This window comes from Saccharopolyspora indica (genome assembly GCF_027853965.1).
Lineage (GTDB): Bacteria > Actinomycetota > Actinomycetes > Mycobacteriales > Pseudonocardiaceae > Saccharopolyspora > Saccharopolyspora indica.
This window is the reverse complement of sequence record NZ_JAQGLB010000004.1, coordinates 290,196-309,933: the sequence shown is the minus strand read 5'-3', so window position 1 is coordinate 309,933 and position 19,738 is coordinate 290,196. Positions and strand designations below refer to the sequence as shown.

The window sequence follows — 19,738 nt, the reverse complement described above, 5'->3', positions numbered from 1 at the left end:
GAGCGACTTCGGATTGGCTCCGTTTCCGCTGGTCAGGACCCGTGAGCGGTTTGTGGGGCTATAGCACCCCAAAGCACTCACGGGCGACCACCTGCGGAAAGTGGGCCGACAGCGGCTTCGGAGGGCTACTTGCCGGATGCTGCCGTTGCCTGTTCGGTGATGATGTCGAGGTGGCCCAGGTGGCGGGCGTACTCCTGGACGAGGTGGAAGAGGACTCGCTCCAGGGTTGCCGGTTCTGCGCCCTTCCAGCGGGGGCCCGGTTGGCCGACCTCCGAGAGGTCCGTCGACTCGATGACGCTGGTGGTGTGGCGGCCTTGGGTGCGCAGGGCTTCCAGGAGGGATTCCCGGGTTTCCGCCGCGTCGACGTGCCAGCGGTCGTCCTTCCAGTCGCCCCAGGGGGTTTCGACCGGGCGGCCTTGGAAGCCCCATTCGATCCAGCGGAGTTCCACGAAGGTCAGGTGCTTCACCAGCTCCAGGGGCGTCCAGCCGGAGGGGACTCGGCTGGTGCGCAGCTCCGGCTCCGGGAGCTCGGTGATCTTGTCGATCACTCGGGAGCGGAAGAAGTCGAGGTAGCCGGTGAAGACCTCGTTGCGGGAGGCCACCGGTTTCGTCGGTTCCGGGAAGGGCAGCACGTCAGCTCCTCGGCGTCACAGCAGGCGGGTGCCGTTGGGGACCGGGTGGTCGAAGCCGGCCAGGACCACGTTGCCGTCCTCGTCGTGGGCGCCGGTCACCAGGACCTCCGACTTGACTCCCGCGATCCGCTTCGGGGCGAAGTTGCAGACGCACAACACCTGGCGGCCGCGCAGGTCTTCCGGTGCGTAGTGGTCGGTGATCTGCGCGCTGGAGGTCCGGACGCCGAGGCCACCGAGGTCGACCTTCAGCACGTACGCGGGCTTGCGGGCCTTCTCGTTGGGCGCCGCGTCCACGATCGTTCCCACCCGCAGCTCGACCTTCTCGAAGTCGGCCCACTCGATCTCCGGCATCGGCCACCTTTCCGCGCAGATCATCCGACGGCAGCCTACGCGGCGAGGTCAGAGGTCGAAGAGGACGCCGGTTTCGTTCTGCATGGCGCAGGCGTTCGGGTAGTTCTTGGTGTAGCTGACGACGCCGCCGCGCCACTTGCCCTCGAGCTTCGCCGTCACCGGCAGGTGTTCCAGGGTGCACGCGCGGGCCAGGTGCACGTTCATCCGGCGGAAGTCGCCCTGGACCAGTTCGAGGTCGGTGCAGGCCTTCTGCGCGAACTTGTGCGTGCCGCCCGCCGGGTGGCATTCCAGGAGGGTCGTGCGCTGGACCGAGGAGCCCTCGGTGTTCAGCGAGAGGTGCAGCACGCTGGGGAGTTCGCCCTGCGCCGGGGCCGTCGTCGCGGAGGTCACCGCGGCTCCGGCGATCAGGGTGGTGGCCAGCAGCACGCGGCGGATCTGCTTCAGCAACAAGGTTTTTCGCTCTTCCAGTCGGGGGAGTGCGGGTGCTCCGGCGACGGTAGTGGACTACTTGGCGTAGTTTCGACTAGCCCGAAAGGGCGATTCCGTTGGTTGGTCACCCACAGCGGTGGGGTCACTGCGTGACGATGGAGTCGTGCCAGGATTCGCCTGCTCGCCTCGGAATTCGCGGCGACCGGATCTCGCGGGAGGGTGCATGCGGCTGGCGGCCGAGTGGCCGGAGCACCGGCCGGCCGTGTTCGGGGTGGCGTACCGGCTGCTCGGCAGCGTCGCCGACGCCGAGGACGTCGTGCAGGACGTCTGGTTGCGGGCGTCTTCAGCCGATCTCAGCGCGGTCGTGGACCTCCGGGCCTGGCTGGTGACCGTGGCCGCGCGGCGCTCCTACGACGTGCTGAAGTCCGCGCGGGTGCAGCGGGAGAGCTACGTCGGGCCGTGGTTGCCGGAGCCGCTGCTCACCGGGCCCGACGCGGCCGAGCCGGTGCTCGTGGACGAGTCGGTGACGACCGCGATGCTGCTGGTCATGGAGGCGTTGAGCCCGCCGGAGCGGGTGGCGTTCGTGCTGCACGACGTCTTCGGGATCTCCTTCGACCGGATCGCCGAGGTGCTGGGCGGTTCGGTGCCCGCGGCGCGGAAGCTGGCCTCGCGGGCGCGGCGCCGGGTGGCCGAGGCCAGGGAATCCGCGCCGACCGCGCCGCGCGCCGAACGAGAGCGCCTGCTCGTCGCCTTCCGCGCCGCCTACCAGGCCGGTGACCTCGCAGGGCTGGTCGAGCTGATGCACCCTGACGCCGTGTACACCACCGACGGTGGCGGTGAGGTCTTCGCGGCGCGCAAGCTCATCCACGGCGGGCGGCGCATCGCCGAAGTGCTGTTGCGGGTGGGTCGGCAGTGGTCGCTGAGCGGTGTCGACATCGTCGAGATCGGCGGCGAACCCGCGCTGGTCGCCTACCGGGAGGGCCGCGTCCACAGCGTCGACACCGTCGAGATCACCGACGGCCGGATCAGCGCCTACCGCAGGCAGCTCAACCCGCGGAAGCTCCAGGCGGTCACGTTCGCGCGACCCGAGTCGTCTCCCTGATGAAGGCTTCGACGGGAGAGGAAGACCATGGCACGACTGGATCTCGGCAAGACCGCCCCCGAGCCGTACGCGGGCTTCAAGCAGGCCGATGCCGCGCTGCGGCAGGGGCCGTTGGACGCGACCTTGCGCGAACTGGTGAAGATCCGGGTTTCGCAGATCAACGGCTGCGTGTACTGCGTCGACATGCACAGCCGGGAGGCCCTGCGCCACGGCGAGGGCCAGGACCGGCTGTTGCAGCTGCCGGTGTGGCAGGAGTCGGAGCTGTTCGACGAGCGGGAGCGGGCCGCGCTCACCTACGCCGAGGCGGCGACCCGGCGCGAGCACGTCACCGACGAGCTGTGGGACGCGCTGCGCAAGGCGTTCCCGGACGAGGCCGAGCTCGGGCACCTCGTCGCGCAGGTCTCGCTGATCAACGCGCTGAACCTGATCGGGGTGCCGCTGGAGATGAAGCCGCCGCGCCGGTGAACTCGGTCGTGAGTGCGGGTCGGCCGCACTCACGACCTCACTCGACGATCAGGTCCTCGCGGATCGGCTGGTCGTTGTTGACCGACTCGAACAGCTCGCCGGCCTTCTCCTTGTCCCAGCGCTTGGCGGTGCTGTCGGCGACCGGCACCGTCGTGGTCACCACACCGCCCGAGGAGATGCCGCGCATCGCCCAGGCCAGCGACAGCAGGTCGCCGACGCCGTCGGACTCGGACATCTTCATCGCGGCCGCGCCGCTGTCGGCGAGGGCGTAGGTCGTGAACGGGTTGATGAGGGTGCCGAAGCTGGAGGCCTCCTTGACCAGCGCACCGATGAACTTGCGCTGGTTGGCGACCCGGTCGAGGTCCGATCGCGGCGTGGCCTCGCTGTAGCGCATCCGGACGAAGGTCAGCGCCTTCTCGCCGTCCAGGATCTGGCAGCCGGCTTGCAGCGTCTGACCGGTCTGCGTGTCGTGCATCTCCTGCTCCAGGCACATCTCCACGCCGCCCACCGCGTCGACCAGGCCGGCGAAGCCGCCGAAGCCGATCTCGGCGTAGTGGTCGATCCGCAGGCCGGTGGCCTGCTCGACGGTCTGCGCCAGCAGCTGCGGGCCGCCGATGGCGAACGCCGAGTTGATCATGCTCCGGCCCTGGCCGGGCACCGGGACGCGGGAGTCGCGTGGAAGGCTGATCAGCGTCGGCGGTGTGTCGTTGTCCGGCAGGTGCGCGATCATGATCGTGTCCGTGCGGTTCCCATCGGCCGAACCCACGTGCAGGTTCTCACGGGTCTCCTGGTCGAGCCCGTCGCGGCTGTCGGAGCCGACGATGAGCCAGTTCGTGCCCGCACCCGCCGCCGGGCGACCGTCGTAGTCGGGAAAGGCGCTGACCCGGTTGATCGTCGAGTCGACGTGGAACCAGAGCCAACCCCCGAACACCAGCGGGAACAGGACCAGCACGAGCAGCACCACGACCGGCCAGCGGCGCCTGCGCCGCCGGGCGTGCGGCGGCGCAGGCCTCGGGCCGTGTGCCGGCGGGCGTGGGTTCCAGTCGTCCCGCATCCCGTTCGCAGGACGGGGCGGTGCAGGCCTCGGGTCGTGTGCCGGCGGCCGTGCGCTCCAGTCGTTCCGCATGCGTCGGGTGTTCATACCCGTTCAGACGTCCGACCGCACCGGTGGTTGCCATCCCTCCCGAAAAACAGCCGCATGGCCCAGGCGTCCGCTGAGGATCAGGGCCGCAGATCGCCGAGACCGGCCAGGAACTCATCGGCCGGCTGGGCGTCCAGGCGCTGACCGTCGCGCAGGCGCACCGAGACCAGGTCCGCTTCGGCCTCCTTCGCGCCGATGACCACCTGGTACGGCACCAACCGGGCTTCCCGGATGCGCGCGCCGAGGCTGCCGCGGTCCGGGGCCGAGACCTCCGCGCGCAGACCTCGTTGCAGGCACTGCTGGGCGAAGCGATCCGCCTGCGGCAGCTCGGCGTCGGAGATGGGCAGGACCACGAGCTGGGTCGGGGCCAGCCAGGCCGGGAAGGCTCCGCCGTGCACCTCGATGAGGTGCGCGACGGCTCGCTCCACGCTGCCGATGATGCTCCGGTGCACCATGACCGGGCGGTGCTTGGCGCCGTCCGGGCCGGTGTAGTGCAGGTCGAACCGCTCGGGCTGGTGGAAGTCGACCTGCACGGTGGACAGGGTCGACTCGCGGCCCGCGCCGTCGGCCACCTGCACGTCGATCTTCGGGCCGTAGAACGCCGCTTCGCCCTCGACGGCCTCGTACTCCAGGCCGCTGCGGTCGAGCACCTCGGTGAGCAGGGCGGCGGCGCGCTTCCAGTTCTCCGGCGCTGCGACGTACTTCCCGCCTTCACCGGCCAGCGAGAGCCGGTAGCGGGCGGGTCTGATGCCCATCGCGGCGTAGGCGCTGCGGATCAGCTCCAGCGCGGCCGCGGCCTCGTCGGCGACCTGGTCGAGGGTGCAGAAGATGTGCGCGTCGTTGAGCTGGATCGCCCGCACGCGGGTCAGGCCGCCGAGCACGCCGGACAGCTCCGAGCGGTACATGCCGCCCAGTTCCGCCATCCGCAGCGGCAGTTCCCGGTAGCTGTGCGCGCGGGACCGGTAGATGACCGCGTGGTGCGGGCACAGGCTCGGGCGCAGCACCACCTGCTCACCGCCGAGATCCATCGGCGGGAACATGTCGTCGCGGTAGTGCGCCCAGTGGCCGGAGATCTCGTAGAGCTCGCGCTTGCCCAGCACCGGCGAGCAGACGTGCCGGTATCCCGCGCGCCGCTCGGCGTCGCGGATGTACTCCTCCAGGGTGTGCCGCACGACGGCGCCGTCGGGCAGCCAGTACGGCAGCCCGGCGCCGATCAGCGGGTCGGTGTCGAACAGCCCCAGCTCGCGGCCGAGCTTGCGGTGGTCGTGCATGGTGGTCTCCTCACCGGTGATGAGGCGGGTGACCACACGACGAAGCTCCGGGGCACCCGCCCCGGAGCTTCGCGAGAACAGCAGTCAGCGCGCCGGGACGTCGTCCGGCGTCGTAGTCAGACCAGCGCGCTTCACGCCGACGACGGTAGCACCCCAGCGAGCGTCGGCACGACGTGATTCCGGGCTCGTGAGCGGTTCAGGGCGCCATAGCACCCCAAACCGCTCACGGGCTTTGGTCACAAGTCCTCGCGCAACCGGTGCCACCACCACGGCGTGCCGTACCAGCGGCCCACCCGCGCGGCGTGCGGATCCCGGATCGTGCGCCTCCGGAGCTCCTCGTCCAGCGGAGCCACCATCCGCCGCAGCTCACCGCCGATTCGGGGTGGCAGTTCGGACATCAGGCGCTCCAGGTCGTCCCGCGCATCGGCGGGATCGTGCGGGGAGTAGAGATCCGCTCGCGGCAGGTAGAGCCGCCGTCCTGGTTGGCCGAGGAATCGTCGATACCGCCGCAGCGGCCCTTCGACACGTATTCTCCAGTACCACCGCCGGACCGTCACATCGTCCAGCTCCGCCAGCGGTCCGCGACGGATCGGTCGGCGGTGGTCCGATCGTTCGGCGCGCAGCGCGCCCGGCCGCTTACGCGGCATCGCCCTTTCGGTGAAACGTCATTGCGCCATGCTGCCACGAAAGCCGCCGACCCCGGATCGTTTTCAGGGTTCTGCCCGATGCTCCGGACGGCTGCCCGGTCGTAGCGTGCTGGGCAACCGCGAGATCGGAGTTCTCCACCATGCGATTATCGTTGCGCCGCAAGCAGATCACCGCCGTGACCGCCTTGGTCGCCTTGATGACCGCCACCGCAGCGGGCCCGGCGCTCGCCGCGCCGCACCCCGACGTCCAGCGCTCGCTCGACGCGATCACCGCAGGAGGCGCACCCGGCGCGCTGGCCACCGCGCACGACCGCGCGGGGCAGGTCTGGTGGGCGCGCAGCGGTGTCGGTGATGTCGTCACCGGCGACCCGATTCCCGAGCGGGGCAGGTTCCGCGCGGGCAGCGTCACCAAGACCTTCGTCGCCACCGTCGTCCTCCAGCTCGTCGCCGAGGGCCGCGTCGAGCTGGACTCCCCGGTCGAGGAGCACCTGCCCGGGGTGATCGCCGGGAACGGCAACGACGGCACCGCGATCACCGTGCGCCAGCTGCTCCAGCACACCAGCGGGATCTACGACTACCTGCAGGAATTCCTCGCCGTCGACCCGGAGGAACTGCGCCACCGCGGCGCCGACCCCGCCGAGCTCGTCGGCATCGCGATGCAGCACGAACCGCTGTTCCCGGCGGGCACGAGCTGGTCCTACTCCAACACCAACTACGTCCTGGCCGGGATGCTCGTCGAGCGCGTCACCGGGCGGAGCATCCACACCGAGATCGCCGAGCGCATCGTCGAACCGCTCGGCCTGCGCGGAACCCACCTGCCGGTGCGCGGCGAGGAGCGGCTGCCCGGCCCGCACCCGCGCGGGTACGCCCCGGGTGAGCCGCTGATCGACTTCACCGAGTTCGACCCGTCGATCGGCGGCGCGGCGGGTGCTCTGATCTCCACCGGCGAGGACCTGAACCGGTTCTACGAAGCGCTGCTCGGTGGCCGTCTGCTCCCGCCGGAACAGCTCGCCGAGATGCAGCGCACGATCCCCGCCGACATCGGCCCGGACGGCGCGGCCTACGGTCTCGGCCTGGCGAGCGTTCCGCTGTCCTGCGGCGGCGAGTTCTGGGGCCACGGCGGCGACATCATCGGGTTCAGCACGCTCGCCGCCACGACCGGCGACGGTCGCAGCGCCACCGTCGTGGCCAACCTCAACCCGGCCACCCCGGAGATCCGCCGCGCCCTGTTCGCCACCGCGGACGCCGCGATCTGCGCTACGGACCGGTCAGCCGGACGGTGACCGCGACGCGGCCCTTCTCGTCGCGGCGGGCGATCGCGTGGCCCTGGCGGTCGACTTCGTCGAGGTGCAGGGTGATCGGGCCGCCTTCGCCGGTGAAGTTCCGCCACCAGTTCTTGGCGTCGGGAGCGACGACGCCGATCCTGACGGTGTCGCCCGTTCTCCGGTAGCCGACCGGGGTGGTGAAGGTCCGGCCCGAGCGCCGGCCGGTGTAGGTGATGACCGTGAAGTACTTGCGGACGAAGCGGCCCCAACGCGGTGATCGGCGCAGTCCGCTCACCCACGCGTTCACGCCCCCGATCATGCGTTCCGCCCGTGCTCCTCCGACCCTCATGAGACTCCTCGATCCGCCGCCGAAACCACCATCTACCTGCGCGTACAACGCTAGCAAGAAAAGTGGAGCACCCCTCCACTTGAGTTAAAGTGAGAGCGATGAGCACGGGGTCGTCTCACCTGCTGCGCGTTGACGCGCAGCAGAACCGCGAACGCATCGTCGAGGTGGCGCGGGCGTTGTTCGCCGAGCGCGGCCTCGACGTGCCGATGGCCGCGATCGCCCGGCGCGCCGAGGTCGGCGTCGCCACCCTCTACCGCCGCTTCCCCACGAAGGAAGCGCTGATCACCGAGGCGTTCGCCGACCAGTTCGCGAACTGCACGGCGGTCGTCCACGAGGCGCTGGAGGATCCCGATCCGTGGCGCGGGTTCTGCTCGGCGCTCGAGAAGGTGTTCGCCATGCAGGCCGAGGACCGCGGGTTCAGCGTGGCCTTCCTCGCGGCGCTGCCCGATGCCGTCGACATCGGGCAGGAAATCGACCGCGCCCTGCGCAGTTTCTCGACGCTGGCCGACCGCGCCAAAGCGGCCGGTGCGCTCCGCGCCGACTTCGCGCTCAGCGACCTCCCGCTGCTGCTCATGGCGAACAACGGCATGACGACCCCGGCAGCCTCCCGCCGCTTGCTGGGCTACCTGCTCAACTCCTTGCGGGCCGAGCACGCCGAACCTCTCCCGCCACCAGCGCCGCTCAGCCTGCGCGACCTCTGCTGACTTTCAGGGGCGATCTCGGGGAGAACCCCGACGAGCGGTGCCCGAAGACCTTGCGACAGTCGCCCGGGAGCCCCTTCGGCAGGAAGGTCCTGGCATGCGCGCAGTTCTGGTCGGTGCGGCGGCGATCTGCCTGCTGCTGTCGAGCGTTCCGGCAGCAGGTGCCGCGGAGTGGCGGGATTGCGGTGATGGGCTGGAATGCCTGGACGTGCCGGTTCGGGCGGACTGGCGCGATCCCGGTGCCGGGACCGTCGAGATCGCGCTGGCGAAGCTCCCGGCCCAGGACCAGTCGCGCAAACTCGGCCCGCTGCTGGTGAACCTCGGCGGGCCGGACGAGAGCACCGACGCGCTGCGGCGGCAACGCGACAGGTTCACCGAGCTCGCGCAGTGGTTCGACGTGATCGCCTTCGATCCGCGCGGCTTCGGCGGCAGTGCCGGGGTGACCTGCCCGACCGCACCGCCCGATCCGCTGCCGGCCATGGAGGATCCGGCCGGGCGCTGGGCGGAGCACGAGCGCAGCGGCCGGGAGTTCGACCGCGCGTGCTCCGATGCGATCGGCGACCTCGCCGGCCGGCTGGACTCCTGGCAGGTCGCGCACGACGTGGACGCCATCCGCGTGGCGCTCGGCCAGCAGCGGCTGAACTACTTCGGCAACTCCTACGGCACCGTGTACGGGCAGGTCTACGCCGATCTCTTCCCGCACCGCGTCGGCCGCATGTACCTGGACAGCGTCGTCGACCACACCCGGCCGCGGGACCGCGACCACTACGACCCGATCATGCGCCAGATCCGCGCCGACCTGCCCCGGATCGACCGCTGGTGCGCGGCGAACGCAAACTGCGCGCTGCACGGCGAGAGCGTGCTGGCGGTGTGGGACCGGGTGCTGGCGAAAGCCGCCGAGCACCCGATCCCCGGTGGCACAGGCGTGCTGACCGGCGAGCAGTTCCGCGCGAGGTCCGGTGCGTTGCTACTGGTGGAGGCCGCCTGGCCGATGGTCACCTCGGCGATCGCCGAGGCCGATGCCGGTGATGCCTCGGACTTCCTCGGCATCGCGCCGGTGCTGCCCGCGGGCCTCACCTTCCACGCGGAGTGCGCGGACTTCCCCGCGCCGCGGTACGAACCGACGGCCGAGCTGATCGGCGAACTGCGCACTGCGGAGCCCCGCGTCGGCTGGAAGTTGCCGCTCACCGCGGTTCGCTGCCTCGGCCTGCCCGGGGCGACCTACCCGCCCCGACCGATCCACGCCCCCGGCCTACCGCCGGTGCTGCTGGCCAACGGCTTGCACGACACGACCACTGCGCCGTCCGAGGGCAGCCACGTCGCGTCGCAGCTGCCCGGGGCACGCTGGTTCGGCGTCGACGGCTACCACTCGGTGTACCTGAGCGGCGAAAGCCGTTGTACCCGCGAGATCGTGCACGGTTACCTCACGACCGGCGCACTTCCGCCGCCCGGCACCGAATGCTCGGACTGAATTCCACAGTGGACTTTCAGTCCTGGAGCGCGTCGACTTCCGGGACGACGAGGCCGAACAGGTCGGTGATCGTGGTCAGGGCCGCCTCGTGGAGGGCCGCCGAGGGCAGCGCGGTGCCGTCCGGGGCGGGGAGCGACCGGGTGGCCGTCGCCTCGGCGACGACCGTGGGCCGGTAGCCGAGGTTGAACGCGCCCTGGGCGGTGAAGGTGACGCACATGTGCGTCATGAACCCCGCCAGCACCAGGTCACCGCCGATGTTCAGGTCCTTCAGCGTCTTCTCCAGCTCGGTGGCGTGGAAGGAGTCGGGGAACTGCTTGACCACCACCGGTTCGCCGTCGACCGGCGCGACCTCGTCGCTGATGGCGCCGATGTGGGCGCGGATGTCGTAGGGCGTGCCCTCGCCGCCGTCGTTGATGACGTGGACGACCGGGATGCCCGCGGCTCGCGCGCGCTCCAGCAGCCGGGCGGCCGCCGCCAGGGCTTCTTCGGCGCCGTCCAGGGCCATGACGCCGGTGCGGTATGTGTTCTGGAAGTCGATCAGGATCAGCGCGGAATCGCTCAGCCGCGGCGGCTGGGCGTCCAGGCCGATCACGTCGCGCAGGGTCTTCGATGGCATGGAACGTCCTCTCGTTCGGCAAAACGGCATGGCGAAGCACCCCTTCGCCAGGGGTGGTCGACCGCCGGTCAGGCGGCCGGAGTGCGGAAGCGCCTCCGGTACGCCGCCGGTGTGGTGGCCAGCTGGCGCCGGAACGCGCGGTGCAGGGTTTCCGCCGAGCCGAGCCCGGCGGCCGCCGCGACCTGGTCGAGCGGGCAGTCGGTGGTCTCCAGCAGGCGGCGGGCCAGCTCGACGCGGGCCGCTTCGACGTAGGTCGCCGGGCTGGTGCCGGTCTCCTGCTTGAAGACGCGGGCGAAGTGCCGCTCGCTCAAGCACATCCGCTCGGCCAGCGCCCGCGCGGACAGGTCCGCGTCGAGGTGGTCGGCGATCCACACCCGCAGCTCGTCGATGTCCCGGCGGCCCGCCGGCCGGCTCAGCGGCACGGAGAACTGGCTCTGCCCGCCCTGCCGCTTGAGGTACATCACCAGCTGCCGGGCCACCGCCAGCGCCGTCTGGTCGCCGAGGTCCTCGGCGACCAGGGCCAGCGCCAGGTCCAGGCAGGCGCTGATCCCGGCGCCGGTCCACAGCCTGCCGCCGTCGGTGCGCACGAAGATCGGGTCGGGATCGACGGCGACGTCCGGGTGCTCGGCGGCGAGCTGGGCGGCGGTCGACCAGTGCGTGGTCACCGTCTTCCCGCCCAGCAGCCCGGCGGCGGCCAGCACGTGCGCGCCCACGCACACCGACGCGACCCGCCTGGCGTGCGCGGAGGTCTCCCGCACCCACGCCACCACACCGGGATCGATGCGGGCGACGGGTCCGCCGTCGGTCATGTCGACCGCTCCCGGCACCAGGAGCGTGTCCACGTCATCGCCGACGTCGGCGAAGGCCACGTCGGCGAGCACCCGCACCCCCGCCGAGGTGCGGATCTCCCCGGCGACCGGCCCGGCCAGCCGGACCTGGTACCCGGCCCGCCCGGCGGTCTCCCGGTTGGCCAGCGCGAAGACCTCGGCCGGACCGGTGACGTCGAGCAGGTCGACGTCCGGGAAGACCGCGATGACGACGCGGTGCGCGATGGACATGCCTCCATGTTCACCGCTGCCGCCGATGTCCTCAATGACGATCGGCTGTCACATCCGGACACGGCGCGCTCACCAGAACTGGTGCTGCTTCCCGTCGGTGTCGGCGATGAAGACGACCGCGTCGGCGCCCGCCAGCTGTTCCGGTTTCAGGGGCAGGTGGCCGGGGACCACCGGTTCGCCCGCGCGGGTCGACGGGGGCAGCGCCGCGCGCAGGGCCGGTGCCGGGAACAGGGCGCGGCGGGTGGTCGCTTCGGCCAGCTCGCCCTGGAGGGTGCCCGGCGCGCTGCGGGGATCGGCGTCGGCCGCCAGGAACACGTAGCGCTCGCCGAGGGCGATTTCGACGAGCGCGCCCGCGTCGTCCCAGCTCACGTCGTCCCCGGCGAACTGCATGTCGGACTTCGTGCGCTGGAGGTGCGCGTTGTGCGCGAACACCAGGGTCGGTCCGCGGCGCTGTTCCCGGGCGACGATCGCGAGCAGGTTCTCGGCCATCATCTCGGCGCGCAGGCTGAGCAAGGTCGCGATCCGGTCGGGCGATGGGCTGGCCATGGCCGCGTGGTAGCGCAGCAGGCCCAGGGCCGTGCGCGCGTGCGCGGTGGCTCGGTCGTGGGCGTCCGGGTTCTGGCGGCGCAGGCCCGGTGCCGCGCGGCGCAGGGCGCTGGCGAGGTCGTCGGCGACGATGCGCAGCGCTCGAGCGCGGTCGGAGCCTCCGATGGACGCTGCCGGGTCGAACATGGCCGCTTCGTTCGTCCAGTCCGCGTCGTCGCCGAGCAGCGCGTCGACGTCCGGGACCTCCAGCGCGGCGGGCAGGTAGTCGATGACCGAGGTCAGCGCGTGCCGCGGGCTGGGCGCACCGGTCATCTCCATCGGCCCGTCGAAGCCGTGGAAGCGGACCCGGTCCTGCGGTTCGCGCTCGGCGTTGTGGGCCCGGAGCCATTCGACGAGCTCGCGGTTTCCCGGCACCGCGCCGAACCGGTGGCTGAACCCGGTTTCCAGCACTTGGTCGAGGTCCGCCGGTTTCCCGGCCACGTAGTCGTCGACGACGGACGCGGCGTGGAAGTCCGTCTCCAAGGCGATCGAGCGGTAGCCGCGCTCGACGAGCACGGGCAGGAGTTCGTTGCGCAGCAGCGGGAACGCCTCGATGCCGTGCGTGGGTTCGCCGAGCCCGAGCAGGACCGGCGGTTCGGGCCGGGCGGCGAGCAGGTCGTCGACGGCGCCGCCCAGGTCGTCGAGCTGGCGGGCGATCTCGGCAATGGACATGAGCACTCCTTCTCGGATTCGCACTCCCTTCGACGCTATCGTTGAAGAATCGGGTGAAACTTCGACCGATTCCACCTGGTAGTCGATGTTCAAAGCCTCAATCGGAGGTCTGCGTGCGACCGATCGACCTCGCCCGGGAGCACGGGCTGTCCGCCCAGGCCGTCCGCAACTACGACGAGGCGGGCGTCCTCCCGCCGACCGAGCGCAGCGAGACCGGATACCGCCGCTACACGCCCCTGCACGCGCAGGCCTTGCGCGCCTTCCTCGCGTTGCGCGGAGGCCACGGGCACCAGCAGGCCGTGGAGATCATGCGGGCGAGCAACCGCGGTGACACCGAGTCCGCCTACCGGCTCATCGACGCCGCGCACGTCGCGCTGCTCGCCGAGCGCGACACCCGCGCCGAGGTCGCCACGGCGCTGAGCAGCCTGTCCAGCACCACGGCGGTCACCGGCCCGCCGCTGACCGTCGGCGAACTCGCGCGCCGGATCGGCGTGCACCCGGCCACGCTGCGCACCTGGGAGACGCACGGCATCCTGCGCCCGGAGCGCGACCGGGCGACGGGCTACCGCGAGTACCGGCCGGATTGCGTGCGCGACGCCGAAATCGCACGTCAACTGCGCCGAGGCGGCTATCCGCTGACCCAGGTCGCGAAGTTCGTCGACTCGCTGCGCGAGGCGGGCGGAGCCGACGCGCTGGCCGCCTTCCTCGACTCCTGGCAGGCCCGCCTGACCGCGCGCAGCCGCGGCCTCCTCGCCGGCGCGGGCCAGCTCGACACCTACCTGACCATGCTCAGCCCCGCGGGCTGACGCCCGCCACGACCAGCTGGAACAGCCGGTCCGCCCGGGCTGCCGGCTCGGGCGAGTGCTGGGTGACCAGGGCGATGCCGACGGCCAGCGAGAGCAGGTCCGCGACCGTGACGTCGGCCGTCACCGCACCGTCCCGCGCCGCGCGGACCAGCAGGTCGCCTGCCGCCTCTTCCAGCGCGGCCGCGCAGCCGTTCTGCGTGGGGTCCTCGGAATCGTCGTAGGCCAGCGCGGCCGCCAGACCTCGCGCGGAGACGCAGTAGGCGACGAGTTCGCCCAGCCACTTCAGCAGCGCATCGCGGCTGCTGTTCTCGCCGGCCAGGGTCTCGGCGCGGAGGCGCAGCGCCTCGATCCGCTCCCGGGAGACCGCCTCCAGCAACGCCTGCCGAGTGGGGAAGTGCCTGCGCACCGTGGCCGAGCCGACTCCCGCGACGCGGGCGATCTGCTCCAGCGAGGCGTCCGGGCCGTGCGCGGCGACCTCCTGCTCCGCCACCGCGAGGATCCGCGCGTAGTTGCGCTGGGCGTCGGCGCGCTGCGCCATCGCGTCACCTCCGGGACTTGCTAAACGGCGGGGTCCGCCATATCGTACCCGAGCAGAAACGGCGGACCCCGCCACTTATTCTCAGGAGGCACCCCATGCCCGCACCCGTCCTGGTCACCGGCGCCACCGGCAAGCAAGGCGGCGCCACTGCGCGCGCCCTGCTCGCCGCGGGCGTTCCCGTCCGCGCCCTGGTCCGCGACCCGGCGAACGACAAGGCCGCGGCCGTCGAAGCGCTCGGCGCCGAACTCGTCCGGGGCGACCTGAACGACCGCGATTCCGTGCTCCGCGCCGTCGAGGGCGTCCGCGCGGTCTTCTCCGTGCAGATGCCCGCTTTCACCGCCGACGGCCCCGACTTCGACGGTGAGCTGGCCCAGGGCGTCAACCTCATCGAGGCCGCGCTGGCCGCCGGGGTTCCGCAGTTCGTGCACACCTCGGTCTCCGGCGCCGGCCAGCACACCGAAACCCCCGGCTGGGCCGACGGCCGCTGGGAGATGCTGGAGCACGCCATGAACACCAAGGCCGCGCTCCAGGACCGCCTCCGCGAAGCCGGTTTTCCGCGCTGGACCCTGCTCAAACCGGGCTTCTTCATGGAGAACTTCCTGCCCGCCGCCGCGTTCCTGTTCCCGCGCGGCATCGAGGGCGGCCTGGTCAGCGTCATCAAGCCCGCAACGCGGCTGTCCCTGGTCGCGGTGGACGACATCGGCGCGGCGGCCGCGGCGGCCATCGCCGAGCCGGAGCGGTTCGACCGGGTCGAGCTCGAGCTGGCGAGCGAGGTCCTGTCGATGCGGGAGGTCGCCGAGGTCCTCTCCCGCGTGCTCGGAACCCGGCTGTCCGCGCCCGACATGACCGAGGAGCAGGCCGTCGCCGCCGGAATGCCGCCCGTGGGCGCCGGGCACGAGTGGCTCAACGCGGCGGGCCAACCGGGACGCCCGGAGTACGCCGGGGACCTCGGCATCCCGCTCACCGGTTTCGAGGACTGGGCCCGGGAGCACATGCGGGCCTGAAGTGTCATGGTTCTGCTACAAAACCGGTGGCTCGCCGCTGGCGCGCGCATCCGCTCGGAACAATGACGGCCATGGCGGAGCAGGGAAAACACGATGGCTGAGCAGCGCCCGCCGGTGAAGCGGGTGCGGGCGCTGCTGTCCGGGCTGCGGCCGCGCCTCGTGCTCGCCTTCGCGGTGATGACGGTGGTCGGCGCGGGCGCGGCCTCCGGCGCGAGCTACGTGTCGGCGCGCAACACGATCCTGTCGGCAGCGCAGGACCCGGCGATGGAGCAGATGCGCGACCAGATCACCGCGTACCTGCCGCAGCTGACGGCGCCGCCGGACAAGGCGCAGCTGAACGCGTTGGCGGAGAACGTCAACGACGGCAACTCCATCGCGTACTACGGCGAACTGCGCTCCCGGCACGGGTTCCGGCCGGAGCTGCTGTCCGACGAGATGCGGCGGGAAGTCGCCGAGGGCCGCGGAATCCAGTTCCAGCGCATCATGGACGACCGGGGCGTTCCCCACCTGGTGATGGGCACCGCCGTGCGGGGATCCGAACTCCCGGACAGCCCGGACACCCGCATCGAGGTCTACGCGGCGATGTCCCTGTGGCAGCAGGAAGAGGCCATCGGCGAACTCGCGGATCAGGCGTGGCAGGTCACCCTGGTGGTGCTGCCGCTCGCGGTGCTGCTGGCGCTGCTGGCCGCCAGCCAGGTGCTGCGGCCCGTGCGCGCCCTGAACACCGCAGCCCGCGAGCTCGGCGACGGGCAGCTGGACGTCCGGCTGCCCGTCGAAGGCAACGACGAACTGGCCGAACTCGTCACGACCTTCAACCACACCGCCTCCGAACTGGAGCGGACCGTGGCGTCGTTGCGCGCGATGGAAGCCGACGCGCGCCGGTTCGTCGCCGACATGTCCCACGAGCTGCGCACGCCCCTGGCCGCGATGAACGCCGTGACCGACGTGCTCGACGAGGACGCCGAGCAGCTGCCGCAGGACACCGCCACCGCCGCGCGCCTGGTGTCGAGCGAAACCCGCAGGCTCACCCGGCTCGTGCAGGACCTCGCCGAGATCTCGCGCTTCGACGCCGGTCGCGCCGAACTCCGGCTGGAGGAGCTGGACGTCGCCACGGCGATCACCGGCACGCTCACCGCCCGCGGCTGGAACGGGCACGAGAGCATCGTCCTGGACCTCGCACCCGGCACCACCGCGACGCTGGATCCCCGGCGGCTCGACGTCGTCGTCGCCAACCTCGTCAGCAACGCCCTGCGCCACGGGAACCCACCGGTCCTGGTCGCGCTCACCGCGGATGCGCGGACCGTCGTGCTGACCGTGACCGACCACGGCCCCGGCATCCGCGACGAGGTGCTGCCGCACGTGTTCGACCGGTTCACCAAGGCAGATTCGGCCCGCACCCGCTCCGAGGGCAGCGGTCTGGGCCTGGCCATCGCCCGCGAGAACGCGCGGCTGCACGGCGGCGACATCACCGCCGCCAACACCGGCAGCGGCGCGCGGTTCACCCTCACCCTGCCCCGGGAGCAGCCGTGACCAGACGCCTCCTCATCGCCACCGCCCTGCTGCTGGTCGCCGGGTGCGGCATCCAGCCCACCTCCGTCGTCGACGCCGGGAGCGCCCCGTCCATGTACAAGTTCGGCGGCAACCGGATGAGCCTGTACTTCCTCCACGACGGCAGGCTGGAAGCGGTGCAGCGCAGCAGCATCCCGGAGGTGACACCGCAGAGCACCCTCGCGGCGCTCTTCCAGGGCCCCACCCCGGAAGAAGCGGCGGCGGGCTTCTCCTCGCTGCTGCCCGGCGAGCCGGTCGTCCCCACCGTCGACACCACCGCGACACCGGTGGCGGTGCACGTGCCCGCGCCGCTGCCCGACAACGTTCCCGCCCGGATCAACCAGGTGGCGTGCACGGCGATCGCCGCGCTGGTCGCCGACGGCCACCCGGTCGCCGGCACCGGTGTCGACGTCATCGCGGTCGGCGCCACCTACCGCAACAAGATCTGCGACATCCCCTGATCGCGCGAGCGCGTCCGCTCTGGACCCATCGCGCTGCCGCCGAACGGGCTCCCGGGCGAACGGGCGATCTGCCGCCTCGGCGACCGCGCGAGCCGTGGTTCAATCAACCATGACCGCACTTCGCCCACTGGGCTCGTCCGGCCTGTCCGTGTCCCCGTTGTGCTTGGGCGGGAACGTGTTCGGCTGGACCGCCGACGAAGCCACCTCGTTCGCGGTGCTCGACTCCTACCGCGAAGCGGGCGGCAACTTCGTCGACACCGCCGACTCGTACATGCACCACTTCCCCGGCAACGAAGCGGGCCAGTCCGAGGCCATCATCGGCAGGTGGCTCGCCGACCGCGGCAACCGCGACGACGTGGTGGTCGCGACCAAGGTCGGCGACCACCCCGAGCGCAAGGGGCTCGCACCGGCGAACATCGCGGCCGCCGCCGAGGATTCCCTGCGCCGGCTGGGCACCGACCGCATCGACCTCTACTACACGCACTTCGACGACGAGTCCGTCCCGGTCGAGGACATCATCACCGCGCTGGACGGCCTGGTGAAGGCGGGCAAGGTCCGCGCCATCGCCGCCTCCAACATCAGCCCCGAGCGGCTCGCCGCCTCGCTGGCCTTCTCCGACCGCGAGGGCCTGGCCCGCTACGTCGCGCTCCAGCCGCAGTACAACCTCGTCTCGCGCGACACCTACGAGGGCGAGCGGCAGGAGATCGTGCAGCGCGGCGGGCTGGCCTGCGTCCCGTACTTCGCGCTCGCCTCCGGCTTCCTGACCGGCAAGTACCGCCCGGGCAAGACCGTCGACAGCGTGCGCGACATGCCCGGCCTGGCCGGTGGCTACGCGGACACCGAACGCGGGGTGCGGGTCCTCGCCGCGCTGGAGGAGGTCGCGGCGGCTCGCTGCGCGGAGCTGGCGACCGTCGCGCTGGCCTGGCTCGCGCAGCAGCCCACGGTGGTCGCGCCGATCGCCTCCGCCCGCACGGTCGAGCAGCTGCCCGCGCTGCTCGCCCTGCACGACCTGCAGCTGACCGACGCCGAGCTCCAGGCGCTCACGGCCGCCTCGGCCTGACCGAACGCCTCCTGGCACGCCGCGCTACCCCAGCTGGTCGCGGCGGCGTGCCAGGTAGGCGATTTCGGCGGTGTTGCCCGCCAGCTCGATGGCTTCGCCGTACGCCGAGCGCGCTTCCCGCACGAGCCCCAGCCTCCGCAGCAGGTCGGCGCGAGTCGCGTGGAACGCGTGATAACCGGCCAGGTCGAGCCGGTCGACGGCCGCCAGCGCCACCTCCGGGCCGTCGACCTCGGCGACCGCGATGGCCCGGTTGAGCGCGACGATCGGCGAAGGATCGAGGCGCACGAGCTGGTCGTAGAGCGCGACGACCTGCCGCCAGTCGGTGTCGCGGGCATCACGGGCGGAGGTGTGCACCGCGTTGATCGCGGCGAGGACCTGGTAGCGCCCGGGAGGTGCTCCCGTCGCCAGGCGCTCGCGCACCAGCTGATGTCCCTCGGCGATCAGAGCCGCGTCCCACGCACCGCGATCCTGCTCGGCGAGCGTGATCAGCTCGCCGGTCGCCGAAACCCGGGCGGCCCGGCGGGATTCGATGAGCAGCATGAGCGCCAGCAGCCCGGCCACCTCACCGTCATCGGGCAGGAGGCCGCGGACCAGCCGCGCCAACCGGATCGCCTCGGCCGTCAGCTCCTGGCGGACGGGATCGGTGCCGGAACCGGTCGCCAGGTAGCCCTCGTTGAAGACGAGGAAGAGCACTGCGAGCACACCGGAAACGCGTTTCGGGAGATCCTCGGCGGACGGGATCCGGTACGGGATGCGAGCCGCCTTGATCTTGTCCTTCGCGCGGGTGATCCGCTTGCCCATGGCGGGTTCCCGCACCAGGAACGCGTTCGCGATCTCCGCAGCGGTCAGCCCGCCGACCATGCGCAGCGTCAGCGCGACCCGGGCCTCCATCGCCAGCGCCGGGTGGCAGCAGGTGAAGAGCAACCGGAGCCGCTCGTCGCCGATGGCCCCGGCGGGCCCGGGCTCGTCGTGCATCAGCAGCGCCTCCCGGTGCTTGCCCTCGCGCTTGCTCTCCCGCCGCAGCCGGTCGATCGCCTTGCGGGCGGCGGTGGTGGTCAGCCAGGCACCGGGATTCGGCGGCACGCCGTCGGCCGCCCACCGCTCGACGGCCGTCGCGAACGTCTCGGCCGCCGCTTCCTCGGCGATGTCGAGATCACCGAAGCGCTTGGTCAGGACGGCGACCACCCGCGCCCACTCCTCGCGGTGAGCGCGGGCGAGCGCCTCTTCGACCGGGTTCACAGGAACGGCCGCACTTCGACCTTCCGGTTGCAGCACCGGGCTCCCTCGGCGGCGAGCTGGAGCGCCACGTCGAGGTCGGGGGCCTCGATGACCCAGAACCCGGCGAGGTGCTCCTTCGACTCCAGGAAGGGCCCGTCGGTGAACATCGGCTCCCCGTCCCGGTGCTCGATGACGGTGGCCGTGCTGGGCGCGTTGAGCCCACCGGCGAAGACCCAGTGCCCCTCGGCCTGGAGCCGCTCGTTGAACGCTCCGACGGCAGCCATCTCGTCCTCGGTGGCGGACGCCGTCTTGTCGTCGATCACCGAAACCAGGTACTGCATCTCAACT

Annotated in this window: 23 protein-coding genes; 10 read left to right on the top strand and 13 right to left on the bottom strand. The window is 71.6% G+C overall.

Features of this window, described 5'->3' with window-relative positions:
* Positions 1-125: 125 nt before the first annotated feature.
* From OU416_RS12080 to OU416_RS12070, 3 genes are read right to left on the bottom strand one after another with little or no spacing between them, the layout of a single operon-like run.
* Positions 126-632 (bottom strand): DinB family protein, encoded by a 507-nt coding sequence (locus tag OU416_RS12080; protein WP_270926983.1) that lies wholly within the window; start codon positions 630-632, stop codon positions 126-128.
* Between the two features lie 15 nt (positions 633-647).
* Positions 648-983 (bottom strand): tRNA-binding protein, encoded by a 336-nt coding sequence (locus OU416_RS12075; protein WP_270926982.1) that lies wholly within the window; start codon positions 981-983, stop codon positions 648-650.
* A gap of 48 nt (positions 984-1,031) precedes the next feature.
* Complete coding sequence (locus OU416_RS12070) at positions 1,032-1,433, bottom strand: SSI family serine proteinase inhibitor (RefSeq protein ID WP_270926981.1); 402 nt, start codon at positions 1,431-1,433, stop codon at positions 1,032-1,034.
* A gap of 202 nt (positions 1,434-1,635) precedes the next feature.
* Between OU416_RS12070 and sigJ the strand changes: the two genes are divergently transcribed.
* Together sigJ and OU416_RS12060 are read left to right on the top strand one after the other, a co-directional pair.
* A complete protein-coding gene (gene sigJ / locus OU416_RS12065; protein WP_270926980.1) occupies positions 1,636-2,514 on the top strand; it encodes an RNA polymerase sigma factor SigJ in 879 nt (292 codons plus the stop codon).
* Between the two features lie 27 nt (positions 2,515-2,541).
* Positions 2,542-2,979: a carboxymuconolactone decarboxylase family protein gene (locus OU416_RS12060; RefSeq protein WP_270926979.1), complete on the top strand. Its 438-nt coding sequence runs from the start codon at positions 2,542-2,544 to the stop codon at positions 2,977-2,979.
* A 37-nt stretch (positions 2,980-3,016) separates the two neighbouring features.
* Here the strand turns inward: OU416_RS12060 and OU416_RS12055 are convergent, their stop codons facing one another.
* From OU416_RS12055 to OU416_RS12045, 3 genes are all read right to left on the bottom strand, one after another.
* The gene (locus OU416_RS12055) at positions 3,017-3,943 is read right to left on the bottom strand and encodes an LCP family protein (protein WP_333779633.1); all 927 of its coding nucleotides are present in this window, start codon (positions 3,941-3,943) and stop codon (positions 3,017-3,019) included.
* Between the two features lie 257 nt (positions 3,944-4,200).
* A complete protein-coding gene (thrS, locus tag OU416_RS12050; RefSeq protein WP_270927180.1) occupies positions 4,201-5,472 on the bottom strand; it encodes a threonine--tRNA ligase in 1,272 nt (423 codons plus the stop codon).
* A gap of 155 nt (positions 5,473-5,627) precedes the next feature.
* A complete protein-coding gene (locus OU416_RS12045; RefSeq protein ID WP_270926978.1) occupies positions 5,628-6,038 on the bottom strand; it encodes a hypothetical protein in 411 nt (136 codons plus the stop codon).
* A 140-nt stretch (positions 6,039-6,178) separates the two neighbouring features.
* Here OU416_RS12045 and OU416_RS12040 point away from each other — a divergent pair, with 140 nt between their 5' ends.
* Positions 6,179-7,321, top strand: a complete 1,143-nt coding sequence (locus OU416_RS12040; protein WP_270926977.1) for a serine hydrolase domain-containing protein — start codon at positions 6,179-6,181, stop codon at positions 7,319-7,321.
* Here the strand turns inward: OU416_RS12040 and OU416_RS12035 are convergent.
* Positions 7,296-7,652, bottom strand: a complete 357-nt coding sequence (locus tag OU416_RS12035; protein WP_372907226.1) for a hypothetical protein — start codon at positions 7,650-7,652, stop codon at positions 7,296-7,298. The two genes, OU416_RS12040 and OU416_RS12035, sit on opposite strands and share 26 nt — an antisense overlap.
* Before the next feature lie 98 nt (positions 7,653-7,750).
* On the opposite strand from OU416_RS12035, the gene OU416_RS12030 reads away from it, so the two are divergent.
* Positions 7,751-8,356: a TetR/AcrR family transcriptional regulator gene (locus OU416_RS12030; protein WP_270926975.1), complete on the top strand. Its 606-nt coding sequence runs from the start codon at positions 7,751-7,753 to the stop codon at positions 8,354-8,356.
* Positions 8,357-8,450: 94 nt separating this feature from the next.
* Positions 8,451-9,824, top strand: a complete 1,374-nt coding sequence (locus tag OU416_RS12025) for an alpha/beta fold hydrolase (protein WP_270926974.1) — start codon at positions 8,451-8,453, stop codon at positions 9,822-9,824.
* Positions 9,825-9,840: 16 nt separating this feature from the next.
* Here the strand turns inward: OU416_RS12025 and OU416_RS12020 are convergent, their stop codons facing one another.
* The 3 genes from OU416_RS12020 to OU416_RS12010 all read right to left on the bottom strand — a co-directional run bounded on the left by OU416_RS12020 (position 9,841) and on the right by OU416_RS12010 (position 12,755).
* Complete coding sequence (locus OU416_RS12020; RefSeq protein WP_270926973.1) at positions 9,841-10,440, bottom strand: isochorismatase family protein; 600 nt, start codon at positions 10,438-10,440, stop codon at positions 9,841-9,843.
* A gap of 68 nt (positions 10,441-10,508) precedes the next feature.
* Positions 10,509-11,498, bottom strand: coding sequence for a GlxA family transcriptional regulator (locus OU416_RS12015; RefSeq protein WP_270926972.1), 990 nt, complete (start codon positions 11,496-11,498; stop codon positions 10,509-10,511).
* A 69-nt stretch (positions 11,499-11,567) separates the two neighbouring features.
* Positions 11,568-12,755, bottom strand: coding sequence for an erythromycin esterase family protein (locus OU416_RS12010; protein ID WP_270926971.1), 1,188 nt, complete (start codon positions 12,753-12,755; stop codon positions 11,568-11,570).
* A 113-nt stretch (positions 12,756-12,868) separates the two neighbouring features.
* Here OU416_RS12010 and OU416_RS12005 point away from each other — a divergent pair, with 113 nt between their 5' ends.
* On the top strand, positions 12,869-13,561 hold the full coding sequence (locus OU416_RS12005; RefSeq protein ID WP_270926970.1) for a MerR family transcriptional regulator: 693 nt from the start codon (positions 12,869-12,871) through the stop codon (positions 13,559-13,561).
* On the opposite strand, the gene OU416_RS12000 is transcribed toward OU416_RS12005, so the two are convergent.
* Entirely contained in the window at positions 13,545-14,099 is a 555-nt protein-coding gene (locus OU416_RS12000; RefSeq protein WP_270926969.1) for a TetR/AcrR family transcriptional regulator, read from the bottom strand. The genes OU416_RS12005 and OU416_RS12000 overlap by 17 nt on opposite strands.
* A gap of 95 nt (positions 14,100-14,194) precedes the next feature.
* On the opposite strand from OU416_RS12000, the gene OU416_RS11995 reads away from it, so the two are divergent.
* The 4 genes from OU416_RS11995 to OU416_RS11980 all read left to right on the top strand — a co-directional run bounded on the left by OU416_RS11995 (position 14,195) and on the right by OU416_RS11980 (position 18,172).
* Positions 14,195-15,103 (top strand): NmrA/HSCARG family protein, encoded by a 909-nt coding sequence (locus tag OU416_RS11995; RefSeq protein ID WP_270926968.1) that lies wholly within the window; start codon positions 14,195-14,197, stop codon positions 15,101-15,103.
* A 93-nt stretch (positions 15,104-15,196) separates the two neighbouring features.
* Positions 15,197-16,633 carry a sensor histidine kinase gene (locus OU416_RS11990; RefSeq protein ID WP_270926967.1) on the top strand — a complete coding sequence of 479 codons (1,437 nt, stop codon included), beginning with the start codon at positions 15,197-15,199 and terminating at the stop codon, positions 16,631-16,633.
* On the top strand, positions 16,630-17,112 hold the full coding sequence (locus tag OU416_RS11985; RefSeq protein ID WP_270926966.1) for a hypothetical protein: 483 nt from the start codon (positions 16,630-16,632) through the stop codon (positions 17,110-17,112). The genes OU416_RS11990 and OU416_RS11985 overlap by 4 nt, the downstream gene beginning before the upstream one ends.
* Before the next feature lie 109 nt (positions 17,113-17,221).
* Positions 17,222-18,172 carry an aldo/keto reductase gene (locus tag OU416_RS11980; RefSeq protein WP_270926965.1) on the top strand — a complete coding sequence of 317 codons (951 nt, stop codon included), beginning with the start codon at positions 17,222-17,224 and terminating at the stop codon, positions 18,170-18,172.
* Positions 18,173-18,196: 24 nt separating this feature from the next.
* Here OU416_RS11980 and OU416_RS11975 read toward each other — a convergent pair whose 3' ends face one another.
* Both OU416_RS11975 and OU416_RS11970 read right to left on the bottom strand, forming a co-directional pair.
* Complete coding sequence (locus OU416_RS11975) at positions 18,197-19,411, bottom strand: RNA polymerase sigma factor (protein ID WP_270926964.1); 1,215 nt, start codon at positions 19,409-19,411, stop codon at positions 18,197-18,199.
* On the bottom strand, positions 19,408-19,731 hold the full coding sequence (locus OU416_RS11970) for a YciI family protein (RefSeq protein WP_270926963.1): 324 nt from the start codon (positions 19,729-19,731) through the stop codon (positions 19,408-19,410). The genes OU416_RS11975 and OU416_RS11970 overlap by 4 nt, the downstream gene beginning before the upstream one ends.
* Between the last annotated feature and the right edge of the window lie 7 nt (positions 19,732-19,738).